Genomic DNA, 21,944 nt, shown 5'->3' with positions numbered 1-21,944 from the left:
CGTGTGCCGTACCGCCTTCGCGTCGCTGCCGCCACCTCTGTCACGTCCTCTGGTACACCAATTGACCGCCATACCTTCAACGGCTAAGGTTGCCCGCAATTGAATGGTATTGCAGAGATTCGGTCATGGCCGCCAAGAAGAAAGCCGCTACTTTCGAGAGCGCACTGGAAGAACTGGAGCAGCTGGTAGAGCGCTTGGAAAGCGGCGATCTGCCGCTCGATGAGGCGCTATCGGATTTCGAGCGCGGGGTGAAACTTACCCGCGAGTGCCAGAAGAAGCTTGCCAGTGCCGAGCAGAAGGTGAAGGTGCTGATGGAGGAAAACGGCCAGGTTCAGGAGCTGCCCTTCGACGCCGCAGACGACTTCGCCGGAGATGCGGAGTAAGTGAGCACGACCACATCGGCTGTTGCCATGTCCGCGGGGCTCAAGGTGTTCCTGCAGACCTCCGCCCACCGGGTAGAGCAGACCCTGCGCGCGGCGCTCTCCGACCAGTCCGCCGCAGACGCCCTGTTCGCCGCCATGAACTACGCTGCCCTTGGCCCCGGCAAGCGCCTGCGCCCGGCGCTGGTGTATGCCGCAGCCCGCGCCCTCGGGGGCGACGCGGCCATCAACCAGAGTCACGAAGCAGCGGCGGCTCTCGAGTGTGTACACGCTTACTCGCTGGTCCACGACGACCTGCCGGCCATGGACGACGATAACCTGCGTCGCGGTCGCCCCACCTGTCATATCCAGTTTGACGAAGCCACCGCGATCCTGGCCGGGGATGCGCTGCAGTGCCAGGCCTTCGAGCTACTCGCCGACGCCGCCCTGCCGCCCGCTCTCAAGGTACGGGTCATCGCCGAGCTTGCGCGGGCATCCGGCGCACGAGGCATGGTGGCCGGCCAGGCCATCGACCTGGCGGCGGTGGATCACACGCTCTCCCTCGAGCAGCTGAAAGAAATGCACCGCCTGAAAACCGGCGCGCTGATTGTGGCCAGTGCCAGGGCCGGCGCGATGATCGGCGGCGCCGACGACGCTCAGCTCGACGCCATCACCCGCTATGCCGAGGCCATTGGCCTGGCGTTTCAGGTTCAGGACGACATTCTGGACGTGACCGCGGATACCGCGACCCTGGGCAAGACGCAGGGCGCCGATGCCGCGCGCAACAAGCCCACGTATGTGTCCCTACTGGGGCTGGATGGCGCACAGGCAAAGGCAAAGGAACTGCACGAGGAAGCCGGCCGGGCTCTGGCCGAAATGGCGGCGGGAGCCGATACGGTCGATACGCGGGTACTGCGGCAGCTCGCCGATTACATCGTCGAGCGCAGCCACTGACGCAGCCATTCGGAAGACTATCGCTACTCCACTGCCACTTCGTAGGTAAAGATATAGCCGGTGCCCCAGGCGGTCTTGATGATTTCCGGGTGCTTGGCATCGTCACCCAGCTTGCGCCGCAGGCGGCTGACATGGGAATCGATACTGCGGTCAAACGGAAAGCTTTCGCGCCCCTTGGTCAGGTCCAGCAAGCGGTCCCGGGAGAGCGGTTCCTGGGGATGCTGTACAAAGGCCTGCAGCAGTTCGGTTTCACTGGAAGAAAGCGGGATGATTTTGCTCTGGGGGTCGAGCAGCTCCATTTGGGTGGGACAGAACCGCCAGCCGGAAAACGCGTACAGGCCGCGTTTGCCAGTGCGTGGCGGCCGGTTTGCCCGGCGTAACACGGCTTTAACCCGAGCCAGTAACTCCCGCTGGCAGTAGGGTTTGACGACGTAATCATCCGCCCCCATCTCAAGCCCCACCACACGATCTACCTCATCTCCGCGATCAGTCACGAAAACAACCGGGGGCAGCGCGTCATCGCCGCACAGGTATCGGCAAAGCTCGAATCCGTCGGTACCGGGCAGGTTCACCTCGAGCAGAATAAGGTCAACCGTAGATGCCCCCAGGCAGGCCAGCATCTGCTCACCATCCCGTGCGGTTTCCACACCATACCCTTCGGATTCCAGCAAACCTGCCAGCACAGCGCGGGCTTCGTCACCGTCATCCACGATCAGAATCCGGGCTTTGGAGAGCTCGAAATGCTCCATCTATCCCCCCTGTTGCTACGTTTTCGTGCCTAACCCCTTACATCGCTCTACAGCGCATCACATGCGGCTCATTAGAATTTACACGGCTCTGCACATTTTTTCACACTTTTGGCAATCTTCCGCACAATTAAAGTGCCAAAGTAAACGCAAGCATAAAAAAACACAAAAACAACGATAAAGACGACGAGTATGAAGCGATTATTGCTAAGAGCGTTCGCGCCCGCGGCATTGGCGACGCTGGTCCTCGGCCAGCCCGCAGTGGCGCTGGAACCACTTACCGGTACCGGACTGGTAGAAGCCTGCAGGGCATATCAGGTAGACCCTCTGGGTTCTGGCGCTACAACCTGCCGGGCCTATATTCAGGGCTATTTATCCGCCAGCACGGAAATCGTCGCCGCAGAAGATCGCCCCTCACAATTCGTTGCCCGCGCCATCCGAACCCGAGCCAGCCGCCTCTCCGAAGACGCTGAGCAGAGGCTGAGCAGTCGCTACTGCCTGCCCGAATCCGAAACCATTAATGCATTGATTACCAAGGTCGCAGAAGTTTCCCCGCCGCTGGCCGAAGAGGCTACGGCGGAGTCTGTGATGCTCACTGTTTTTGACCGTCATTACCGCTGTGAAGATGTTATCGGGAAATGAGCACGGACCGTTTCCGCGCACTCCCCGGTGTTCCGCGGGCCCCGTAAAAGCGGTACCCGTATAGATTGTGCAGTAGATAATTCATGCGTTACACCTTTTGCCTGTTTACCGTTCTGGCCTTTATCTGGCTATCCAACTCCGGTCATTACACGCCGCTGATTCTGGCGTTCGGGTTGGCCTCCATCCTCTTTGTCATCCTGATCGCTCGCCGCATGAAAGTGGTGGACCAGGAATCCCTGCCTCTGCAACTCTGGTCATCACTTCCCGGTTATTACCTCTGGCTGTTGCGCAAGATTGTCGCCAGCAACCTGCAAGTGGCGGCCTGCGTCTGGCGCACCCTGTTTTCCGGCAAAGCCGATGCGGCGAACGCAATCAGCCCCTGCTGCACCCGAATTAAAACCACGCTGAGCACGGACCTCGGTAAAGTGCTTTATGCCAATTCCATCACCCTGACGCCGGGTACGGTCGCAGTAGATATAGACGGCGACGGCATCCTGGTACATGCGCTCACCCGCGCTGGCCTGCAAGAACTGAGGCAGGGCGAAATGGAACAGCAAATCATCGCGCTGACCGAGAGCGATCGCACTCCCGTCACCCACAAACAGGCAGGTCTGGATACATGATGCTGAACGCAACACTGGTTGCCCTTCTGGTAGTGATGTCTCTGGCACTGGTCCGTGCGCTGCTCGGCCCCACGATTCACGACCGTATCCTCGCGGTGAACATGTTCGGTACCAAAACCGTCCTTCTGATCGCGGTCATCTGCTTCACCCTTGGCAAACCCGAATTCCTGGACATCGCCCTGGTCTATGCACTGATCAACTTTGTCAGTGTGATCGGTGTACTGCGGTATTTTGAATTCCGCAGCGCGAGCGCGGCAAACGCAGAGGAGGTAGCCCGTGATTGAATCGCTACTGACTTTTGCCAGTGGCCTGCTGCTGATGCTGGGCTGCTTTTTTGTGCTGACCGGCGCCGTCGGCCTGCTGAAATTTCCGGATTTTTACTCGCGCATGCACGCGGCGGGTGTCACCGATACGCTGGCAACCTTCCTGATTCTCTGCGGACTGATGCTGACAGCCGGCTGGAGCCTGGCACTGTTCAAGCTTGGGTTGATCATGTTGTTCATATTTTTCACCAGCCCTACCGCCAGTCATGCGCTCGCGCGCTCTGCCCAACTCAGTGCCCAGCGACTTTCCCCCGCACAGGAAGACGCGGACGGATCTCCCCGTCCCGAGAGCCCGCAACCACAACTGGCCTCTCCACCTGAAAGCGCCCCGAATGCAGAGATCGAAGCCGCAGATAGTTCTCGCGTCTAATCATTCCGTTCATTGAGAGCCATGCCATGAAATCCGAATTGGAAAAACAACTGGAGCGTGATTGATGGACCTGCTGCTGGATATCGCACTACTGGCACTTCTGCTCACAACCGCAATTTCCATTGCCTGGATCAAGGATCTGTTTGCCGCTGCCATGCTGGCAGGTATTTACGGACTTCTTTCTGCAGGCTTTTTCATGACCATGGGCGCAGTCGACGTTGCCTTTACCGAGGCCGCGGTCGGCGCCGGTATTTCGCCACTGCTTATTCTGTTAACCCTGGCCCTGTGCGGCAGGCGCCAGCGCGCTGATCGTAACCGCGCCAGGCTGGCAATATTTCTGGTCATTCCGGTGGGCGCATTGCTGGTCACCGCGACCGCCGATATGCCCGCGTTTGGCGCCGCCGACGCGCCGGCACAGGTACATGTGGCACCGCACTATATCCAGCAGTCCATGAGTGAAATCGGCATCCCCAACATTGTCACATCGGTATTGGCCAGCTATCGCGGGTTCGATACCCTCGGAGAAGTGGTGGTGATCTTTACCGCCGGGCTGGGCGTATTGTCACTATTGATGGCGAGTGCGACCAACCCCCTACAGACAAACCCGCAAATATCAGTGCGGGGACAATCCCGCGATATCGTGCTGCGGGTGGTCGCCAAAGTGCTGATTGCGCCCATAATGCTGTATGCGCTTTATGTTCAGTTCCATGGCGAATATGGCCCTGGCGGTGGCTTCCAGGCAGGCGTTATTTTTGCGGTCGGATTTATTTTATACGGACTGGTTTTCGGTCTTGAAGCCGTACGCAAAGTCGCCAGCCACGACCTGGTTCAGTTGTTGTCGGCGGTGGGCGTGCTTGTCTATGGCTGTATTGGTTTACTGAGCCTGGCCGAAGGTAAAAACTTTCTCGATTACAGCGCTCTCGCCGGCGACCCGGTCAGCGGCCAGCACATCGGCATCATCATCATCGAGCTCGGGGTAGGCATGACCGTCGCCTCGGTGATGATCATGGTTTTCTACCTGTTCTCGGCACAACTGCAACGCGGGCAACGGGAAGAAATATCAGAGGACGACGGTACGTCTTCGGAACCCGAGGCGACATCCATTGCCGTCACGGAATCTCTGCAGAGGGGGGCCAGCTGACGTGTTACTGGCATCGCATTACAACTACTGGATTGTTATCGCGCTGATGATGATCGGCCTGTATATGGTCATCGCCCAGGGCAACCTGGTTAAAAAAATCATCGGCCTGAATATTTTCCAGACCTCGGTTTTTATCTTTTACATCAGTGTCGGCAAAGTGGATGGCGGCAATGCGCCAATCCTGAGCGACAGCGACAGTCTCTACTCCAACCCCCTGCCCCATGTCCTGATACTTACTGCGATCGTGGTGGGTATTGCCACTACGGCACTGGCACTGGCGCTGGCGATTCGTATCAAACGGGCGTACGGATCCATTGAAGAGCGCGATATCCAGGCGGCCGAGGACTTGCAGGAGCGCACCCTGACACAACCACCGGCCGGGAAGGAGCAGTAATCATGTTGTCACACCTCCCGATACTGCAGGTGATCCTGCCTCTGCTGGCAGCGCCCTCGTGCCTGATGATCCGCCGGTCCACTCTGGTGTGGCTGTTTACTCTTATGGTCAGCTTTGCGGCGCTGACAGTGAGTGTGCTGTTGCTGCAGCAGGTGTATGCCACTGGCCCCATCACTTACCAGCTCGGTGGCTGGAATGCGCCCTGGGGAATCGAGTACCGGATCGACCTGCTGAACGCCTGGGTACTGTTGATCGTGTCTTCACTCAGCAGTGCCGTGTTGACCGCCGCCCATACCAGCATATCGCAGGAGCTGGAACCCAACCGGCAGACAGTTTTTTACGCCCTGTACCTGCTGTGCTTCGCCGGGATGCTGGGTATCGTGGCCACTGGCGATGCCTTCAATGTGTTTGTGTTTCTGGAAATCTCTTCCCTGTCCACCTATGCGCTGATCGCGCTGGGGAGGGACCGGCGCGCACTGTGGGCAGCGTTCCAGTACCTGATCATGGGCACCATCGGTGCCACCTTCATCCTGATCGGGATCGGCTTCCTGTACATGATGACCGGCACCCTGAACATGGCGGACCTGGCCGCGCGCATCCCACCGCTGAGTGAATCCACCACGGTGCTCGCGGCCTTCGCATTTATTTTTGTCGGCATCTGTCTCAAGCTTGCGCTGTTCCCACTGCACCTGTGGCTGCCCAATGCCTACAGCTGTGCGCCATCTATCGTCACTGCATTTCTCGCCGCCACCGCCACCAAGGTTGCGCTCTACCTGTTGTTGCGATTTACCTTTACGGTGTTCGGGGTCGATTTTTCCCTGTCGCACCTGCCGCTGGATACGCTGCTGATCGGGCTGGGGCTGGTGGGCGTGTTTGCCGCATCCACGGTCGCCATTTACCAGGCCAACGTCAAGCGGATGCTGGCGTTTTCCAGTGTCGCGCAGATCGGCTATATGGTGGTGGGTATCGGCATCGGAACGGCCACCGCATTGCAGGCCACCCTGTTACACCTTTTCAACCATGCACTGATGAAGGGCGGGCTGTTTCTGGCGCTGGCAGGGCTCGTATACCAGCTCGGCGGCTGCCGTATCGAACATTTCCGCGGCCTCGGCCGCACCATGCCATGGACCATGGCGGCGATTGTGGTCGGCGGTATCAGCCTGATCGGCATGCCGTTGACGGTGGGCTTTGTGAGCAAGTGGTACCTGATTGTTGCAGCCATAGAGCAACAGTTGTGGTGGGTCGCAGCGCTGGTGGTACTGGGATCATTGCTGGCGGCAGCCTACATCTGGCGACTCGTGGAAGCGGCCTATTTCCAGCACGCCGCCACTGATACGGTAAAGGAGGCCCCGCTGGGGATTCTCGTCCCCGCCTGGCTGCTCATCGCCGCCAACCTCTATTTCGGTATCGACACCCGCCTGCCGGTAGAAGTGACAGCCGCAGCCTCGCAATTCCTGCTCGGGGGCGCTGCGCAATGAGTGATTCCAACCTGTTACAGCTCGCGCTGTTGATTCCCCTGTTGGCAGTGGTGGGCATTCAGCTCACGACACGCTGGGAAAATGTGCGCGAAGCCGTGTCACTGATTTCGGCCAGCGCCCTGTTCGCCGTGGTCACCGAACTCTACCCGCCACTGCTCGCGGGGGATGTGATCGCGGTGCACTGGCTGGACGTCATGCCCGGTCTCGCACTGGCATTTCGCCTTGAACCGCTCGGGCTGCTGTTTGCGCTGGTGGCGAGCTTCCTGTGGATTGTTACCACCCTCTACGCCATCGGCTATATGCGCGGACACGGTGAAAAAAACCAGACGCGATTTTTCAGCCTGTTCGCCGTTTCCATTGCCGCGGTGATGGGCATCGCGTTTGCGGAAAACCTGTTCACGCTGTTTGTGTTTTACGAAATCCTCACGCTCTGCACCTACCCACTGGTCACGCACGCGGGCACCGATAAAGCGCGCCAGGGCGGCCGGGTTTACCTGAGCATCCTGCTCGGTACATCCGTAGGCTTCTTCCTGCTTGCCATCGTCGCTACCTGGTTGTTGGCCGGTACTCTCTCGTTCCGGCCCGGCGGAATTTTCTCGCCGGATACCTCGGCGGCACTGCTGTCCGTATTGCTGGTACTGTTTGTTTTCGGTGTGGGCAAGGCTGCGATCATGCCGTTCCACCGCTGGCTGCCCGCGGCGATGGTGGCACCTACTCCGGTTAGTGCGCTGCTGCACGCAGTGGCGGTGGTCAAGGCGGGAGTATTCGTATTGCTGAAAGTGTGCCTGCTGATCTTCGGCTTCGAGACACTACAGAGTATTCCCGCCACCAAATGGCTGCTCTATCTGGCAGGCGCCTCCATCCTGCTTGCCTCGATCGTCGCCCTGCGTCAGCAGAACCTGAAGAAGCGACTGGCCTATTCCACCGTGAGCCAACTGGGGTATATCACCCTCGGCGCCCTGCTGGCCACCAGCGCCGGCATCACCGGCAGTGCACTGCACATCGTGATGCACGCATTTGGAAAAATCACCCTGTTCTTCTGCGCCGGCGCCATCCTGGTTGCTGCACACAAAACGGAAGTGAGTGAGCTGCGCGGCCTGGGCCGGCAGATGCCAGTAACCATGACGGCATTCCTGATCGCCAGCTTGTGCATCATCGGCATTCCCCCCACAGGCGGCACCTGGAGCAAGTGGTACCTGATGCTCGGGACCTTTGAGGCCGACCAGTGGATTCTGATGGTGCTGCTGATGGTCAGCTCGCTGCTGAGTATTGCCTATCTGCTGCCAATCCCGCTGCGCGCGTTCTTTTCCAGCAATACTCCAGAAGCAGCGGGCACACTAGCAACGGACGGCGCCGTCGCCATCAAGGAGGCTCCGCTGCCCTCCCTGATTGCCCTCGGCATTACTGCCGCGGGCTGTATTTACCTGTTGTTGTTCCCCGATGCGTTCTACCAGCTGATCAAGGCCGGAATCTGATATGGGCACCTTTAACCAAAATACTGCGCGTGTGCCTGGCGGTGTCCGGCGGTACTCGGCTGTCCAGGTATCGAATATACACTCCGCGGCCTGCGCTCTGGCGGCCACCACCAGCCTCCTGCTCGCTACATTTTTAAAGGTGCCCAATTATGAGTGTTGAAAAACAGGCATTTTTTGATAACCCAAACAATATCCGCTGGATGCTGCGCATCTTTTACAGCATCTGCGCGCTGCTGTTCGCGATGGATTTCGTGATTCACCGTCACACCGAGTTTCGCTGGGAGAGCCTGCCCGGCTTTTACCCCATGTACGGCTTTGTGGGCTGTGTAATCCTGGTGTTCGCAGCGAAATGGATGCGTACCTTTCTGATGCGCCCGGAAGACTACTACGACAAACGCGAATTGACCGACAACACGGCTGATGAGCAGGGCCAGGGGCATGCGCCAACAGCGCCCGCCGCGGGAGGACCTGCGGATGTTTGAGATAGCCCCCTTCATCCCATTTTTTGTTGCCGCGGCGCTGGTACTGGTCCTGCGCGGCCGGGCGCGGGCACTGGTTTCGATTGCGGTGCCCATACTCGGTCTGGCCAACCTCTGGCTGCTGGGCAGTGGCAGCTTTGGCCAGTATTCGATCCTCGATTTTGACTTGCTGCTGTTCAAGGCGGACAGGCTGAGCCTGCTGTTTGGCTACCTGTTCCATATTGCCGCGCTGATTTCGGTGATCTACGCACTGCATGTACGCGACACCCTGCAGCAGGTAGCCAGCCTGCTATATGCGGGCAGTGCGCTGGGTGCGGTGTTCGCTGGCGACCTGCTCACCCTGTTCATTTTCTGGGAGTTACTGGCACTGACTTCGGTATTCCTGGTGTGGGCACGCCGTACCGGCCGCGCCTATGTGGCCGGGCTGCGCTATTTCACCCTGCACATCCTCTCCGGCCTTTTGCTGCTCGGCGGGATGGTTTTCTATGGCCAGGCCAACGGTACGCTGGAATTCGGCCGCATCGGGCTGGAGGGCGGGCCCGATGGCAGTCCTTATGGCTGGATGATCTTTATTGCCTTCGGTATCAAGTGTGCCTTTCCCTTTTTCCACAACTGGCTCACCGACGCCTATCCGGAATCCACCCCCACCGGCACGGTATTCCTGAGTGCCTTCACCACCAAGGTGGCAGTCTACGCCCTGGCGCGCGCCTACCCCGGCACCGAGTTGCTGGTATACATCGGCGCCACTATGGCCTGTTTCCCGATCTTCTATGCGGTGATCGAGAATGATCTGCGGCGGGTACTGGCCTACAGCCTGATCAACCAGCTGGGCTTTATGGTGGTTGGCATCGGCATTGGCACCTCCCTGGCGATCAATGGCGCCGTGGCTCACGCGTTCAACGATGTGATTTTCAAGGGGCTGCTGTTCATGTCCATGGGGGCGGTGCTGCACGTGACCGGCAAGATCAATGGTTCGGAACTGGGCGGCCTGTACAAGAAAATGCCGAAGACCACCGTGCTGTGTATTATCGGTGCCGCATCGATTTCCGCGTTCCCGCTGTTCAGTGGCTTTGTCAGCAAATCCATGGTGATGAGTGCCGCGATCAAGAACGGGCACGACTGGGTCTGGCTGATCCTGCTGTTCGCCTCCGCGGGTGTATTCCACCACGCCGGTATCAAGATCCCCTACTTCGCCTTCTTCGCGCACGATGCCAAGCTGCCAGCACGCGAGCCGCCGGCAAACATGCTGGTGGCCATGAGTATCGCCGCGGCCCTGTGCCTGACTGTGGGGATCTACCCGCAGGCCCTGTACAGCCTGCTGCCGTATGAAATGTCCTACACGCCCTACGACGTGACCCATGTACTGACCCAGCTGCAACTGCTGTTCTTCTCCGCGCTGGCCTTCGTGTGGCTGAACCTGCGGCACCTTTACCCGCCGGAACTGCCATCGGTCAACCTGGATGTGGAGTGGATCTACCGCCGGCTGGTGCCGGATGCCATGCGCGCGCTGTTCAACCGCCTGTTCGCCCTCGACAATCGCCTGCGCAGCGCTGCCGTTGGCGGTGTGGAGCGGCTCGTGGAAGGTGTGGCGAGCCACCACCGTGCCGATGGCGTCATGGCCCGCAACTGGCTTACAGGCAGCATGGTGGCTGGAGTAGTACTGCTATTGGGGGTCTACCTGGTACTCGGGTGGGTGTGACCGGGGCGCCAACGCACCGATCAGGATGCAATCTCCCCTCTGTGGGCATACAATTCGCTTCTTATATCAGTTGCAATTGATACGTTAGGCCGCCGCCAGAAGTGCGGGGCCCTGCAGCCCGAATCAGGACCCTTGATGTTCGACGAGATACCCCGCAAGCGCCCGAATACGCCGCTACTCGACCAGATCGACGACCCGGCCCAGCTGCGCGCCCTGCCGGAAAAACAACTGCCCCAGCTGGCAACCGAGCTGCGCGAATACCTGCTCTACTGCGTGGGGCAGACCGGTGGCCACTTCGGTGCCGGCCTGGGCGTGGTGGAGCTCACCATCGCCCTGCACTACATCTACAACACCCCGGAAGACCGCCTGGTGTGGGATGTGGGCCACCAGACCTACCCGCACAAGATCCTCACCGGCCGCCGCGAGCAGATGCTGACCATGCGCCAGCAGGGCGGCCTGTCCGGTTTCCCCAAGCGCAGTGAGAGCCCCTACGACACCTTCGGTGTCGGCCATTCCAGTACCTCCATCAGCGCGGCACTGGGCATGGCGCTCGGCTCGCCCGATGAGCGCAAGGTGGTGGCCGTGATCGGCGATGGCGCCATGACCGCAGGTATGGCTTTCGAGGCCCTCAACCACGCCGCGCATACCGGCAAAGACATGCTTGTGGTGCTGAACGACAACCGTATGTCCATCTCCAAGAACGTCGGCGGTCTGGCCACCTACTTCGCACGCATCCTCGCCAGCAAGACCTACCTGAACATGCGCGAAGGCAGTCGCAAGATCTTGTCTGCGATCCCCAAAGCCTGGCAGCTGGCACGCCGCACCGAAGAACACGTGAAAGGCATGATCACCCCCGGCACCCTGTTTGAAGAGCTGGGCTTCAACTACGTGGGCCCGCTGGACGGCCACAACATGCAGGACCTGGTGCATACGCTGCGCAACCTGCGCAATCAGCGCGGCCCGCAGCTGCTGCACATCGTCACCACCAAGGGCAAGGGCTTCGGCCCCGCGGAAGAGGACCCGGTGGGTTACCACGCGCTCAACAAGCTCGAGCCGGAACCCAAGGTGCAGGTGGCCGTATCAACAGAGAAGACGAGCGAACCGAAAAAGAAAGGGCCCAAATACCAGGATATTTTCGGCCAGTGGCTGTGCGATACCGCCGAGCAGGATGAAAAGCTGGTCGGCATAACTCCGGCCATGTGCGAAGGCTCCGGCATGGTCGACTTCGCCGAGCGCTTCCCCGAGCGTTACCACGACGTCGCTATCGCCGAACAACATGCGGTGACGCTTGCCGCCGGCCTCGCCTGCGAAGGCCAGAAGCCAGTGGTCGCGATTTATTCCACCTTCCTGCAGCGCGGATACGATCAGCTGGTGCACGATGTGGCGATCCAGGATCTGGATGTCACCTTCGCCATCGACCGCGCCGGACTCGTGGGTGAAGACGGCCCCACCCACGCGGGCAGCTTCGACCTGACCTTTATGCGCTGCCTGCCCAACCTGGTCATCGCCGCGCCCAGTGACGAGAACGAGTGCCGCCAGCTGCTCTACACCGCCTACCAGCACAATGGCCCCTCTGCGGTGCGTTACCCTCGGGGTACTGGCCCGGGTGTGGAAATAAAATCAGAAATGACCGAGCTGCCGGTCGGCAAGGGCCGTACTGTTCGCGAAGGCAAGGACATCGCCATCCTGAATTTCGGCACCCTGCTGACCCCGGCACGCGAAGCGGCGGAAAAACTCGGCGCGACACTTGTGGATATGCGCTGGGTGAAACCCCTGGATGAAGAGTTGATCAGCGAGCTGGCCGACAGCCACGAGTTACTGGTCACCCTGGAAGAAAATACCGTTGCCGGCGGCGCTGGCAGTGCTGTATCAGAGTACCTGAATCAGCGAATCGTTCCGGTGCCGCTGCTGCAGCTGGGCCTGCCCGATAAAATCATCGAGCACGGCAAGCACCCGAAACTGCTGTCAGAAATCGGGCTGGATGCCAGTGGCATTGAGGAACAAATCCGCGAACGCCAGACACAAATGCACCAGGCCCAATCAAATGGGCAGGCTGCGGCAATTTAAATAAGATTTAATAATCTAGTAAAGAACACGAGAACTCGAATCGAAGGCCAAGTGCCGGGGATTCGTTTTCAAAAGCGTCGGCGACAGGGACGTCGCCGACGCAGCGTACAGGGATGTATTCACAGCGGTTTTGAAAACGAATACCCGGTGCTTGGCCGCCACGGCACCTAGAACGGTGCTCCGAACAAACTTGGTGGCGGCAGATCACAGGGTGGAGCATTTGGAAACCGCTGTGAATACATCCCTGTACGCTCCGTCGCAAACATCCCTGTTTGCGACGGTTTCCAAATGCTCCACCCTGCACTCTGCCTTAGCATCAATGCTATGCGCCTCGAATACACAACAAATAATTCAGAGACAGGAAGTACGATGTCCTTTTCCATTTCAGTTAAAAAAATCCTGAACCCCAGGCTGCTCAGCTTATCCGCGGCAATCATGGCAACAAGCCTGAATGTGCAGGCCATGGACCACAAAGCCTTCGAAAAGGCCATGGATGCACTACCCAAGAAAGGTGCCAGTGAAAAACTTGAAGCGCTGCAAGACCTGCGCTACCGCTGGATCATGGAAAGCTACCCGGAAAACGCCACCTACCGCGGCTACCCCGGTGTAGAAAAAAACTGGACCGATCAATCAGTCAAGGGCATCGAACGTCGCAAGGGACAGACCCGCAAACTACTCGCAGCCAGCCGCCAGCTGAACGAAGACAAGCTCAGCGATGCGGAAAAACTCGACTACCAGTTACTTTACCAGGACCTGCTGCTGCAGGTGCGCGGCTACCAATTCCCCGATCACTTGCTGCCAGTGAACCATATGAGCGGTATCCAGCGCAGCGTTCCAGCCGTGCTGAACGCCATGCCCAAGCGCACTGCCGCCGATTATGAAAACATACTGGCCCGCCTGGACAAGCTGCCCGGCCTGATCGAGCAGAACAAGATCCTGATGGAGAAAGGCCTTGCCCAGGGCCTCACGCCACCGCAGATCACCCTGCGCGACCTCCCCGGCCAGATACGCGCACTGATTCCCGCGGACCCCACGCAAAGCCCGCTGCTAAAGTCGTTCTACGACATGCCCGCCGCGATCTCCGCGTCCAATCAGAACCGCCTGCGTGCACGCGCCGAGAATATTTACAAGAAGACCCTGATCCCCAATTGGCAGAGCTTTGCGGAATACGTTGAGCGTGACTACATCCCCAGTGCGAATACAGAAACCGCCTTCACCAAGAACGAAGACGGTATCCGCTGGTACGCTTACAAAGTCCGCGAAGAAACCACCACCGACCTTAGTCCGGAGGAAATTCACCGTATTGGCCTCGAAGAAGTGCGCCGTATCCGCGGCGAAATGGATGCGATCATCAAGAAGACCGGCTTCGACGGTGACTTCAAGGCGTTTACCGATTTCCTGCGCAACGACCCGCAGTTTTATTACGACGATAAAGAAGAGCTGCTGAAAAACTACCGGGATATCGCCAAGCGCATCGACGGTGAGCTTCCTGCGCTGTTCGGCACGCTGCCGCGTCTGCCCTATGGCGTCAAGCCGATCCCCAGCTATTCGGAAAAATCCCAGACCACTGCCTATTATCAACCGGGCTCCAGTGAAGCCGGGCGGGCCGGGGTGTTCTTTGCCAACACCTACAACCTGAAGAGCCGCCCCACCTGGGAGATGGAAGCGCTGACGGTGCACGAGGCGATGCCCGGGCACCACCTGCAGATCGCACTCGCACAGGAGCAGAACGAGATTCACCCGCTGCGCCGCAACAAGTTCTACACCGGGTTTGTAGAGGGCTGGGGCCTGTACTCCGAGAGCCTGGGTTACGACCTCGGCCTGTACAAGGATCCCTACAACGAGTTCGGCGCGCTGACCTACGACATGTGGCGCGCAGTCCGGTTGGTGGTGGATACCGGGATGCACCAGCTGGGCTGGAGCCGCGATGAGGCCATCCAGTATTTCATGGATAACAGTGCGAAGCCGGAACACGATGTGGTAGTGGAGATTGACCGCTACCTGGTGTGGCCGGGCCAGGCCCTGGCTTACAAGGTAGGACAGCTGAAAATCAAGGAAGTCCGTGCACGCGCCGAAGAGGCACTGGGGAATAACTTTGATATTCGCCAGTTCCACGACGCGCTGCTCGGTGCAGGCGCACTGCCACTGAATGTGCTGGAAAGCCGGATGAATTCCTGGATCGAATCCCAGGGTGGGGAAATCAGCCAGTCTGTACCACCTGCTCCGGAATCCGCAGGCCAGGCGGCACTCAACTAAGACAGTACGAATGAGCCTGCGAGGTGGCGGATTCCCGCCACCTCACTTCACCCGCAGAAATTTAGCGTCGGATTATTCCTCGCCACTTTTTCGCGAACGCGCGTGACTCTGCACCGTGCGGTACATCTGCCCCAGCGCCTTGTCGTCCGCCCGCGACTGCGCGAGCGTCTTACTGTTGCGCGCGACCTCCCGCTCCAGCTTGCGCCAATTGCGCAGGCGGCGCTCGTCCAGTTCACCGGAATCGATGGCCGACTGCACCGCACAACCCGGTTCGGATTCGTGTACGCAATCGGCAAAGCGGCACTTCGCGGCGAGCGCACCGATATCGGCAAAGGTCGCCGCCAGACCGTCACCGACATCCGCCAGACCAAGCTCGCGCATGCCCGGGCTGTCCAGTAACAGGCCGCCAGCGGGAATGGCATAGAGCGCGCGGTGGCGAGTGGTATGGCGGCCCTTGCTGTCGTCTTCACGAATACCGCTGGTAGCGGCCAGCTCGGTGCCGGCGAGACTGTTCAACAGTGTGGACTTGCCCACCCCGGAAGAGCCCAGCAGTGCCAGTGTTTCGCCACTGCGGCAGTATTCCCGCAGCGGTTCCACGCTCGACCTATCCAGCGCATTCACCAGCAGCAACGGCAGATCACGGTGGCCTTTGAGAGCCTCCCGGTACTGCTCATGGTTCTCGTCCTGATCCGCCTTGGTCAGCACCAGACAGGCGCGGCAGCCCGCTTCTTTGACCAGTGCCAGACACCGCTCCACCCGCGACAGATTGAAGTCGTGATTACACGACGACACGATCAGCACGTTATCCACATTCGCCGCAATCAACTGCGCCTGTTTGGCTCCCGGCGCCATGCGTTTGAACAGGCTGCTGCGCTCCAGCCGGCGCAGCGGTCTGCGTGTTTCCCGCTCCAGAAGCAGCCAGTCACCGACCGTGGGGCGCTCGGTAGCATCTTCAAACAGGGGGCCGTGCACCAACACCGCTTCCTCACCACGCTCACCAGTCACCTCGACCTGGCTGCGATGCACCGCCATCACCTTCACCGGCTCGCAATCGTTCAACTCGTCCAGGCTCAATTGCTGCTGGAAAAATGGCTTCCAGCCCAATACCTGCAACGGGGACATGCTGGCCTTGCGATCATTTTCCGTAGCTGCGCCAGCATTAGCACCAGCACCAACAGATAAACCGCGCCGGAATGCCGGGCGGCGTGAAATCAGGGATTTACTCAATGTCCTGAACCCTCAAACGTGCCCGGTACACAATCAAGTGACTTGCGGGCACAGATCATTCAAACCTCAGACAAGAGTCTGGGCACGATTGGGTGGGGTTTCCAATTGGGAGGGGAAACCCGACAAAAGGGAACTTGCCGGGCAATTGGCTGACCAGGCTATGGTCAGTCGCGGCTGGCCCGGCGGGGCTTGGTTACACTCATCAACAATCCTCCGCGGGTAGAATTTCACGAAATCTAACAGGCATTGGGGTAAGCCGCAATATCCCGGAGAGCCGCCCTGCCGGCAACACGGCCAGCATAAAAAACGAAGCAGCGAAAACGGGAAAATGGCGCGCAAACAAAAGCCGGCATAAAGCCGGCCTTTATATCGGAGCGCTGAGGGTACATCACCTTTCTCGACCTTCAGCATTCAGATAACACTGAGTATAGACACACTGGATGATCCCGCACTCCCTGAGTGACTGGTTTGCTCTTCCTGAGCTTTATGCGAGATCTGTATCTTGCTCACGTATAGATTGGCGTTTCGGCGTTTCTTTAGCGTGAAGCTTTTATGAAAGGTTCGTGACATTGAGAACTGCTCGCAGTCGCCTTGTCCGCTGCTATCCGTTATCCGAGCTATCCTCGTCGTCAAATAGATGCCCCAGCTTGCCCTTCTTGGTGGAAAGGTAATTCACATTGTGCGGGTTGCGGCCTGACTGGTGCGGCAGGCGTTCGGTAACTTCCACGCCAAGATCCTGCAGGGCTTTCACCTTTCTCGGGTTATTGGTCATCAGTCGGATGGACTTGATTCCCAGGTGATCAATCATCGGCTTCAGGATGGAGTAGTCCCGCATATCCGCGCCAAAGCCCAGACGCTCATTTGCTTCGACCGTGTCAGCACCGGCGTCCTGCAGGTGATACGCACGGATCTTGTTCAGCAGGCCAATACCACGGCCTTCCTGACGCAGGTAAAACACCGCTCCGCGCCCCTCCGTCGCAATCCGGTGCAACGCATACTGCAACTGCGCCCCACAATCACAACGCAGCGAGAACAGTGCATCCCCGGTCAGACACTCCGAGTGAATACGGGCCAGCACCGGCGCATCCGTATCCAGGTCCCCCATGCTCAACACCACATGCTCCTTGCCGGTTTCTACCTCCTCGAAACCGTGCATCTCAAACATGCCCCAGGATGTGGGCAGCTTGGAGGATTCCACATAACGAATGGTCAAACTGATACCTCGCGTACCATCAAAATTTGTCATCAATTGCGCGCGCGCAGCAGTAACAGGCCATCCTGTTGCTGCATGTCTACGCGACTCAAAAAACTGTTACCCAGCAGGGTGACCTGCGGGAAGTCGCTGCCCAGTACCGTCGCTTCCACGTTGTGCACCGTTATTCCACCGATGGTGACACTGGCAAGTTGCAACCGGTATGCCCGCTCCACGCCGCTGGCGGTGGTAACGGTCATTGGCCGCGCGCGCGCCAGATCCAGCCCTAGGCTCTTCGCGGTGGGGTAGTTGAACGCAATACTGCTCGCGCCCGTATCCACCATCACATTTACCCGCCGGCCATTGACCCACGCGGTCGTGCTGTAGTGGCCACGACTATCTGGATTCAGGCGCACTTCCGCCCGATCCGCTTGCGCGTAACTGGCGGCTACCGGTGCCGCCAGTGTCAGTTTCTGCTCCCGGCCATCAATAGCTATCAGCGCAACATCACTGGTAACCGAAACCAGCGTTACCCCCTCCGGGGAGGTTTTGCCGGACTTCAGCAGGCGCTGCCTGCCATCGATCTCGAACATGGCGCTGGTGCCGAATATGGCCTGCAGGCGCACGTCCTGTGCGCTTGCCAGTGGCGACAGGGCCAGCAGCAGGGAAAAAATGGATAGAAGGCGCAGCATCATGGGCATCCAGCCTCACAGCATGTGGATCAGGTAGGCCGTGCCCTGCAACACCAGCGCGGCATAGATTCCCGCCAGTATATCGTCGAGCATGATTCCCAGGCCACCATGCACCCTGCGGTCTGCCCAGCCAATCGGCTGGGGCTTGGCGATATCAAATATGCGGAACAATACAAACCCATAGAGGGCCCACAACCAGCCCGCAGGGGCCATAAACATAGTGAGCCAATAGCCCACAAACTCATCCCACACAATACCACCGTGGTCGTGTACGCCGAGCTTTTTCGATGCGGCGCCGCACAGGTAACAACCCAGTGCAAAGGTGACGGCGATCACCGCGAGGTAAGCCACCGGCGACAGAAACTGCAGACCGTACCAGAGCGGTATGGCGGCAACGGTGCCAAATGTCCCCGGCGCTTTCTTTGCCAACCCGGAACCGAACCCGAATGCGAGCAACAGGACCGGGCTGCGCAGCAGCTGGCCAAATGTGGGCGTGGCTATGGGTATATTGCTACTGGTCATGATTGTTGTTTTCCTGCCACTCAGAAGTGCCGGTAACCGGTGCCACGGGGCTGCCAGGGTTTCCCGCCCAGAAAGCAGTCAATGCCCCGCGCTTCGCGCATGCGGCCGACGGCGGTGATGGGTAACTGCAGCCCCTGTAAATGATCGAGATACTTGGCCGGTACGGTAAAACACAGTTGGTAGTCGTCCCCGCCGGTCAACGCCGTTTCCAGTGCGGCATCCGCACTCATGGATTGCGCCAGCTCGGCGATCGGGAAGGTATCCAGCTTCAGGTCGGCACCGAGTCCGCTCGCTTCGCAAATATGTGCGAGGTCTGCGAGTAATCCGTCGGATATATCCAGTCCAGCACTCGCACAAGCGCCTATGCTTCTGGCGAGCTCGAGTTGCGGCTCAGGAAAATAAAACGCCGCGTCCGCCTGTTGTTGCTGTACCTCACTGGGCTCATATTCTTCCAGCACAATGGGCAGTGCTGCGGCAGCGGCACCGAGCTGGTTGGATACGAATATATGATCGCCGGCACTGGCACCGTCGCGGCGCAGTGCCCTGTCACAACTGCCGGTGACCTGAACCGTGATGGAAAGCGGGCCCTTGGTAGTGTCCCCACCGATCAGGGTAATGCCATACAGGCGGGCGGTATCGGCGAGACCGCGGGCAAAGGGCTCAAGCCAGGCCGCGTTGCTCTCTGGCAGCGTGAGCGCGAGTGTGAACCACAGGGGTTCGGCGTTCATACCGGCAAGATCGGAAAGGTTGACCCTCAGCGCGCGGCTGGCGATTCGATAGGGGTCTGCGCTTGCGGGGAAGTGGACGTCCGCCACCAGGGTATCAACGCTGGTGGCGAGCATTTTTCCACGTGGGGGCGTGAGCAGTGCGCAATCGTCGCCGATTCCCAGTACCACACCACTATCCACACCGCCAGCTTGGGCTCCGGTCTGAAAACGGGAGGAAAAGTACTCGCGAATCAGCTCAAATTCACCCGGCCCGGCCATGACGGGGGTCAGCCTTTGTCGGCCTTTACTTCGACGCTGCGCTCTTTGGCCGCAACCTTGTCGAGGATACCGTTGATAAATTTGAACGCGTCGGTAGGGCCGAATTTTTTCGCCAGCGCGACCGCTTCGTTGATGACGACCTTGTAGGGTACGTCAACACGATTTTTCATTTCAAAGGTGGACATGCGCAGCAGGGCGCGGGATACCGGGTCCAGCTCTTCCACGTTGCGATCCAGGTACTGGCTGTACGCACCTTCGATTTCGTCGAGGTTTTTGGTTACGCCGTGGAGCAGTTCCCGAAAATAAGCCACGTCGGTTTTGCTCATGTCGTTGTCGGCATGAAACTCGGCTTCGATGGCATTCAGGTTGGCGCCGGTCATTTGCCACTGATACAGCGCCTGCATGGCGTAGTGGCGGGCCTTGCGGCGGGCGGATGCGGTTACGGTCATTTCAATCGTTTCTCAATTCAGATTTTGCCGAGCAGGGAGACCATTTCGAGGGCGGTTTCGGCGGCTTCACAGCCTTTGTTGCCGGCTTTGGTGCCGGAGCGTTCGATGGCCTGCTCGATGGAGTCTACGGTGAGGACGCCAAAGGTCACAGGGATGCCGGTGTTCATGGATACCTGGGCGAGGCCTTTGGTACATTCGCCGGCAACGTATTCAAAGTGCGGGGTACCGCCGCGAATGACGGCACCCAGTGCGATGACGGCATCGAACTTTTTGCTTTCGGCAATTTTCTGCGCGGCGAGCGGGAATTCGAAGGCACCGGGGGCGTAGTAGATGGTGATGTCTTCTTCTTTGATCCCCTTGCGACGCAGGGTGTCGAGGGCACCATCTTTCAGGCTTTCCACAACGAAACTGTTCCAGCGGCTCACCAGCAGTGCGTATTTACCGGTGCTGCCGACGAAATCCCCTTCGATGACTTTGATATTGCTCATGCTCATTTTTCCGTTTTCTATTTTCCACTTCGGGCCCCGACATCACTTCGGCCCTGGTACGGTGGCGGCGGAGCACCGGGGATACGTTTTCAGGACCGCTGTGAACCCATCCCTGGGCGCTGCGGCGCAAACATCCTGTTTGCGACGCTCCTGAAAACGTACCCCCGGCACTCCGCCTTCGCTTTACAGTTTTGAGTGTTTATTTACCGATCAAATCTCTTCCGAGTTCAAATACTCTTCCACTTCGAGATCAAAACCGGAGATCGCGCTGAATCGGAACGGCGCGCTCATCAAACGCATTTTGCGCACTTTCAGATCGCGCAGGATCTGCGAGCCGGTGCCGACCTGCTTGTACACCAGGTCCTGACTCGGGCGCTGCTGTTTACCGCTGATCAACCAGTCGATGCTCTCTTCGATCTCGTCGGTGGTTTCGTTGTGACAAATCACAACCACGACGCCTTTGCCCTCTTCAGCAACTTTCTTCAGCGCGTTGCGAAAGGTCCAGGGCTCGAACTTCTCGTCGCCACGGCGCAGGCTGAACACATCGCGCAGGGTGCTGGCAACGTGAACGCGCACCAGGGTCGCCTCTTCCGGCTGGAACTCTCCGAGGGAGAAGGCGAAGTGGCGTTCGCGGCGGGCCTTGTCGAGGTAGGTGCGCAGTTTGAACTCACCGAACTCGGTCTGCACATTGCGTTTGTTCACACACTCGACGGTTTTTTCGTTGAGAGCGCGGTAGTTGATCAGGTCTGCAATGGTGCCGATTTTGAGGTTGTGTTCTTTGGCGAACTTTTCCAGGTCCGGGCGGCGGGCCATGGTGCCGTCTTCGTTCATGATTTCAACGATGGCGGCAGCGGGCTCGAACCCGGCGAGACGCGCGAGGTCACAGCCGGCTTCGGTGTGGCCGGCGCGGCTCAATACGCCACCCGGCTGCGCCTTGATCGGGAAGATATGGCCGGGCTGTACGATATCGGACGGCTTGGCGTTGCGGGCGACGGCGGCGCGAATGGTGCGCGCGCGGTCGGCGGCAGAGATGCCGGTGGTGACGCCTTCGGCGGCTTCAATGGAAACGGTGAAGTTGGTGCTGAACTGAGCGCCGTTGTCACGGGACATGAGCGGCAGGTCGAGCTGCTCGCAGCGCTCGCTGGTCAACGTCAGGCAGATAAGACCGCGGGCATGCGTGGCCATGAAGTTGATATCTTCCGGGCGAACCTGCTCGGCAGCGATCACGAGGTCACCTTCGTTTTCGCGATCCTCGTCGTCCATCAGGATAACCATTTTGCCCTGACGGATGTCGTCGATCAGTTCTTCAACGCTATTCAGTTCCATAAAACCTCTAATTCGTTCGATCTACCTGTCGGGTAAATCTCGTATGTCACAGGCCG

Annotated in this window: 23 protein-coding genes; 14 read left to right on the top strand and 9 right to left on the bottom strand. The window is 59.1% G+C overall.

Features of this window, described 5'->3' with window-relative positions; genetic code table 11:
* Window positions 1–125 precede the first annotated feature (125 nt).
* The gene (xseB, locus tag GTQ55_RS03660; protein ID WP_161857509.1) at window positions 126–383 is read left to right on the top strand and encodes an exodeoxyribonuclease VII small subunit; all 258 of its coding nucleotides are present in this window, start codon (window positions 126–128) and stop codon (window positions 381–383) included.
* Between the two features lie 27 nt (window positions 384–410).
* Window positions 411–1,313 (top strand): polyprenyl synthetase family protein, encoded by a 903-nt coding sequence (locus GTQ55_RS03655; protein WP_161859997.1) that lies wholly within the window; start codon window positions 411–413, stop codon window positions 1,311–1,313.
* Window positions 1,314–1,336: 23 nt separating this feature from the next.
* Here the strand turns inward: GTQ55_RS03655 and GTQ55_RS03650 are convergent, their stop codons facing one another.
* Window positions 1,337–2,062, bottom strand: a complete 726-nt coding sequence (locus GTQ55_RS03650) for a response regulator (protein ID WP_161857508.1) — start codon at window positions 2,060–2,062, stop codon at window positions 1,337–1,339.
* 189 nt (window positions 2,063–2,251) lie between these two features.
* Between GTQ55_RS03650 and GTQ55_RS03645 the strand changes: the two genes are divergently transcribed.
* From GTQ55_RS03645 to GTQ55_RS03590, 12 genes are all read left to right on the top strand, one after another.
* Window positions 2,252–2,701, top strand: a complete 450-nt coding sequence (locus GTQ55_RS03645) for a hypothetical protein (protein WP_161857507.1) — start codon at window positions 2,252–2,254, stop codon at window positions 2,699–2,701.
* Window positions 2,702–2,784: 83 nt separating this feature from the next.
* On the top strand, window positions 2,785–3,324 hold the full coding sequence (locus GTQ55_RS03640) for a Na+/H+ antiporter subunit E (protein WP_161857506.1): 540 nt from the start codon (window positions 2,785–2,787) through the stop codon (window positions 3,322–3,324).
* Window positions 3,321–3,608, top strand: coding sequence for an MrpF/PhaF family protein (locus tag GTQ55_RS03635; RefSeq protein WP_237567813.1), 288 nt, complete (start codon window positions 3,321–3,323; stop codon window positions 3,606–3,608). The genes GTQ55_RS03640 and GTQ55_RS03635 overlap by 4 nt, the downstream gene beginning before the upstream one ends.
* Window positions 3,601–4,017, top strand: coding sequence for a monovalent cation/H(+) antiporter subunit G (gene mnhG, locus GTQ55_RS03630; RefSeq protein ID WP_237567812.1), 417 nt, complete (start codon window positions 3,601–3,603; stop codon window positions 4,015–4,017). Before GTQ55_RS03635 ends, mnhG begins: the two co-directional genes overlap by 8 nt.
* A 64-nt stretch (window positions 4,018–4,081) precedes the next feature.
* A complete protein-coding gene (locus GTQ55_RS03625) occupies window positions 4,082–5,158 on the top strand; it encodes a DUF4040 domain-containing protein (RefSeq protein WP_161857505.1) in 1,077 nt (358 codons plus the stop codon).
* 1 nt (window position 5,159) lies between these two features.
* Window positions 5,160–5,552, top strand: coding sequence for a cation:proton antiporter subunit C (locus tag GTQ55_RS03620; RefSeq protein WP_161857504.1), 393 nt, complete (start codon window positions 5,160–5,162; stop codon window positions 5,550–5,552).
* Window positions 5,553–5,554: 2 nt separating this feature from the next.
* Window positions 5,555–7,030: a monovalent cation/H+ antiporter subunit D family protein gene (locus GTQ55_RS03615; protein WP_161857503.1), complete on the top strand. Its 1,476-nt coding sequence runs from the start codon at window positions 5,555–5,557 to the stop codon at window positions 7,028–7,030.
* Window positions 7,027–8,505: a proton-conducting transporter transmembrane domain-containing protein gene (locus GTQ55_RS03610; RefSeq protein ID WP_161857502.1), complete on the top strand. Its 1,479-nt coding sequence runs from the start codon at window positions 7,027–7,029 to the stop codon at window positions 8,503–8,505. The genes GTQ55_RS03615 and GTQ55_RS03610 overlap by 4 nt, the downstream gene beginning before the upstream one ends.
* 149 nt (window positions 8,506–8,654) lie before the next feature.
* Window positions 8,655–8,987, top strand: coding sequence for a hypothetical protein (locus GTQ55_RS03605; RefSeq protein WP_237567811.1), 333 nt, complete (start codon window positions 8,655–8,657; stop codon window positions 8,985–8,987).
* Window positions 8,980–10,683, top strand: coding sequence for a Na(+)/H(+) antiporter subunit D (locus tag GTQ55_RS03600; RefSeq protein ID WP_202620666.1), 1,704 nt, complete (start codon window positions 8,980–8,982; stop codon window positions 10,681–10,683). Before GTQ55_RS03605 ends, GTQ55_RS03600 begins: the two co-directional genes overlap by 8 nt.
* Window positions 10,684–10,818: 135 nt before the next feature.
* The gene (dxs, locus tag GTQ55_RS03595; RefSeq protein ID WP_161857501.1) at window positions 10,819–12,750 is read left to right on the top strand and encodes a 1-deoxy-D-xylulose-5-phosphate synthase; all 1,932 of its coding nucleotides are present in this window, start codon (window positions 10,819–10,821) and stop codon (window positions 12,748–12,750) included.
* A gap of 369 nt (window positions 12,751–13,119) precedes the next feature.
* Complete coding sequence (locus tag GTQ55_RS03590) at window positions 13,120–15,006, top strand: DUF885 domain-containing protein (RefSeq protein WP_237567810.1); 1,887 nt, start codon at window positions 13,120–13,122, stop codon at window positions 15,004–15,006.
* A gap of 72 nt (window positions 15,007–15,078) precedes the next feature.
* On the opposite strand, the gene rsgA is transcribed toward GTQ55_RS03590, so the two are convergent.
* The 8 genes from rsgA to ribBA all read right to left on the bottom strand — a co-directional run bounded on the left by rsgA (window position 15,079) and on the right by ribBA (window position 21,888).
* Entirely contained in the window at window positions 15,079–16,233 is a 1,155-nt protein-coding gene (gene rsgA / locus GTQ55_RS03585; protein ID WP_202620665.1) for a ribosome small subunit-dependent GTPase A, read from the bottom strand.
* Window positions 16,234–16,834: 601 nt separating this feature from the next.
* The gene (gene ribA, locus GTQ55_RS03580) at window positions 16,835–17,446 is read right to left on the bottom strand and encodes a GTP cyclohydrolase II (RefSeq protein WP_161857500.1); all 612 of its coding nucleotides are present in this window, start codon (window positions 17,444–17,446) and stop codon (window positions 16,835–16,837) included.
* A gap of 32 nt (window positions 17,447–17,478) precedes the next feature.
* On the bottom strand, window positions 17,479–18,120 hold the full coding sequence (locus GTQ55_RS03575; RefSeq protein ID WP_237567809.1) for a retropepsin-like aspartic protease family protein: 642 nt from the start codon (window positions 18,118–18,120) through the stop codon (window positions 17,479–17,481).
* A 12-nt stretch (window positions 18,121–18,132) separates the two neighbouring features.
* The gene (locus tag GTQ55_RS03570; RefSeq protein WP_161857499.1) at window positions 18,133–18,639 is read right to left on the bottom strand and encodes a phosphatidylglycerophosphatase A family protein; all 507 of its coding nucleotides are present in this window, start codon (window positions 18,637–18,639) and stop codon (window positions 18,133–18,135) included.
* 20 nt (window positions 18,640–18,659) lie between these two features.
* On the bottom strand, window positions 18,660–19,625 hold the full coding sequence (gene thiL / locus GTQ55_RS03565) for a thiamine-phosphate kinase (protein WP_161857498.1): 966 nt from the start codon (window positions 19,623–19,625) through the stop codon (window positions 18,660–18,662).
* Between the two features lie 8 nt (window positions 19,626–19,633).
* Window positions 19,634–20,074: a transcription antitermination factor NusB gene (nusB, locus tag GTQ55_RS03560; RefSeq protein ID WP_161857497.1), complete on the bottom strand. Its 441-nt coding sequence runs from the start codon at window positions 20,072–20,074 to the stop codon at window positions 19,634–19,636.
* 17 nt (window positions 20,075–20,091) lie between these two features.
* Window positions 20,092–20,562, bottom strand: coding sequence for a 6,7-dimethyl-8-ribityllumazine synthase (gene ribH / locus GTQ55_RS03555; RefSeq protein ID WP_161857496.1), 471 nt, complete (start codon window positions 20,560–20,562; stop codon window positions 20,092–20,094).
* A gap of 210 nt (window positions 20,563–20,772) precedes the next feature.
* On the bottom strand, window positions 20,773–21,888 hold the full coding sequence (gene ribBA, locus GTQ55_RS03550) for a bifunctional 3,4-dihydroxy-2-butanone-4-phosphate synthase/GTP cyclohydrolase II (protein ID WP_161857495.1): 1,116 nt from the start codon (window positions 21,886–21,888) through the stop codon (window positions 20,773–20,775).
* Window positions 21,889–21,944 lie beyond the last annotated feature (56 nt).

Origin of the sequence: Microbulbifer hydrolyticus, from assembly GCF_009931115.1 — a bacterium.
Lineage (GTDB): Bacteria > Pseudomonadota > Gammaproteobacteria > Pseudomonadales > Cellvibrionaceae > Microbulbifer > Microbulbifer hydrolyticus.
This window is presented reverse-complemented; position numbering and strand designations above follow the sequence as displayed.

Coding starts and splice junctions, on each gene's coding strand:
- xseB (WP_161857509.1), top strand. CDS start 126: ATGGCCGCCAAGAAGAAAGCCGCTACTTTCGAGAGCGCACTGGAAGAA.
- GTQ55_RS03655 (WP_161859997.1), top strand. CDS start 411: ATGTCCGCGGGGCTCAAGGTGTTCCTGCAGACCTCCGCCCACCGGGTA.
- GTQ55_RS03650 (WP_161857508.1), bottom strand. CDS start 2,062: ATGGAGCATTTCGAGCTCTCCAAAGCCCGGATTCTGATCGTGGATGAC.
- GTQ55_RS03645 (WP_161857507.1), top strand. CDS start 2,252: ATGAAGCGATTATTGCTAAGAGCGTTCGCGCCCGCGGCATTGGCGACG.
- GTQ55_RS03640 (WP_161857506.1), top strand. CDS start 2,785: ATGCGTTACACCTTTTGCCTGTTTACCGTTCTGGCCTTTATCTGGCTA.
- GTQ55_RS03635 (WP_237567813.1), top strand. CDS start 3,321: ATGATGCTGAACGCAACACTGGTTGCCCTTCTGGTAGTGATGTCTCTG.
- GTQ55_RS03625 (WP_161857505.1), top strand. CDS start 4,082: ATGGACCTGCTGCTGGATATCGCACTACTGGCACTTCTGCTCACAACC.
- GTQ55_RS03615 (WP_161857503.1), top strand. CDS start 5,555: ATGTTGTCACACCTCCCGATACTGCAGGTGATCCTGCCTCTGCTGGCA.
- GTQ55_RS03610 (WP_161857502.1), top strand. CDS start 7,027: ATGAGTGATTCCAACCTGTTACAGCTCGCGCTGTTGATTCCCCTGTTG.
- GTQ55_RS03605 (WP_237567811.1), top strand. CDS start 8,655: ATGAGTGTTGAAAAACAGGCATTTTTTGATAACCCAAACAATATCCGC.
- GTQ55_RS03600 (WP_202620666.1), top strand. CDS start 8,980: ATGTTTGAGATAGCCCCCTTCATCCCATTTTTTGTTGCCGCGGCGCTG.
- dxs (WP_161857501.1), top strand. CDS start 10,819: ATGTTCGACGAGATACCCCGCAAGCGCCCGAATACGCCGCTACTCGAC.
- GTQ55_RS03590 (WP_237567810.1), top strand. CDS start 13,120: ATGTCCTTTTCCATTTCAGTTAAAAAAATCCTGAACCCCAGGCTGCTC.
- GTQ55_RS03575 (WP_237567809.1), bottom strand. CDS start 18,120: ATGATGCTGCGCCTTCTATCCATTTTTTCCCTGCTGCTGGCCCTGTCG.
- GTQ55_RS03570 (WP_161857499.1), bottom strand. CDS start 18,639: ATGACCAGTAGCAATATACCCATAGCCACGCCCACATTTGGCCAGCTG.
- thiL (WP_161857498.1), bottom strand. CDS start 19,625: ATGGCCGGGCCGGGTGAATTTGAGCTGATTCGCGAGTACTTTTCCTCC.
- nusB (WP_161857497.1), bottom strand. CDS start 20,074: ATGACCGTAACCGCATCCGCCCGCCGCAAGGCCCGCCACTACGCCATG.
- ribH (WP_161857496.1), bottom strand. CDS start 20,562: ATGAGCAATATCAAAGTCATCGAAGGGGATTTCGTCGGCAGCACCGGT.
- ribBA (WP_161857495.1), bottom strand. CDS start 21,888: ATGGAACTGAATAGCGTTGAAGAACTGATCGACGACATCCGTCAGGGC.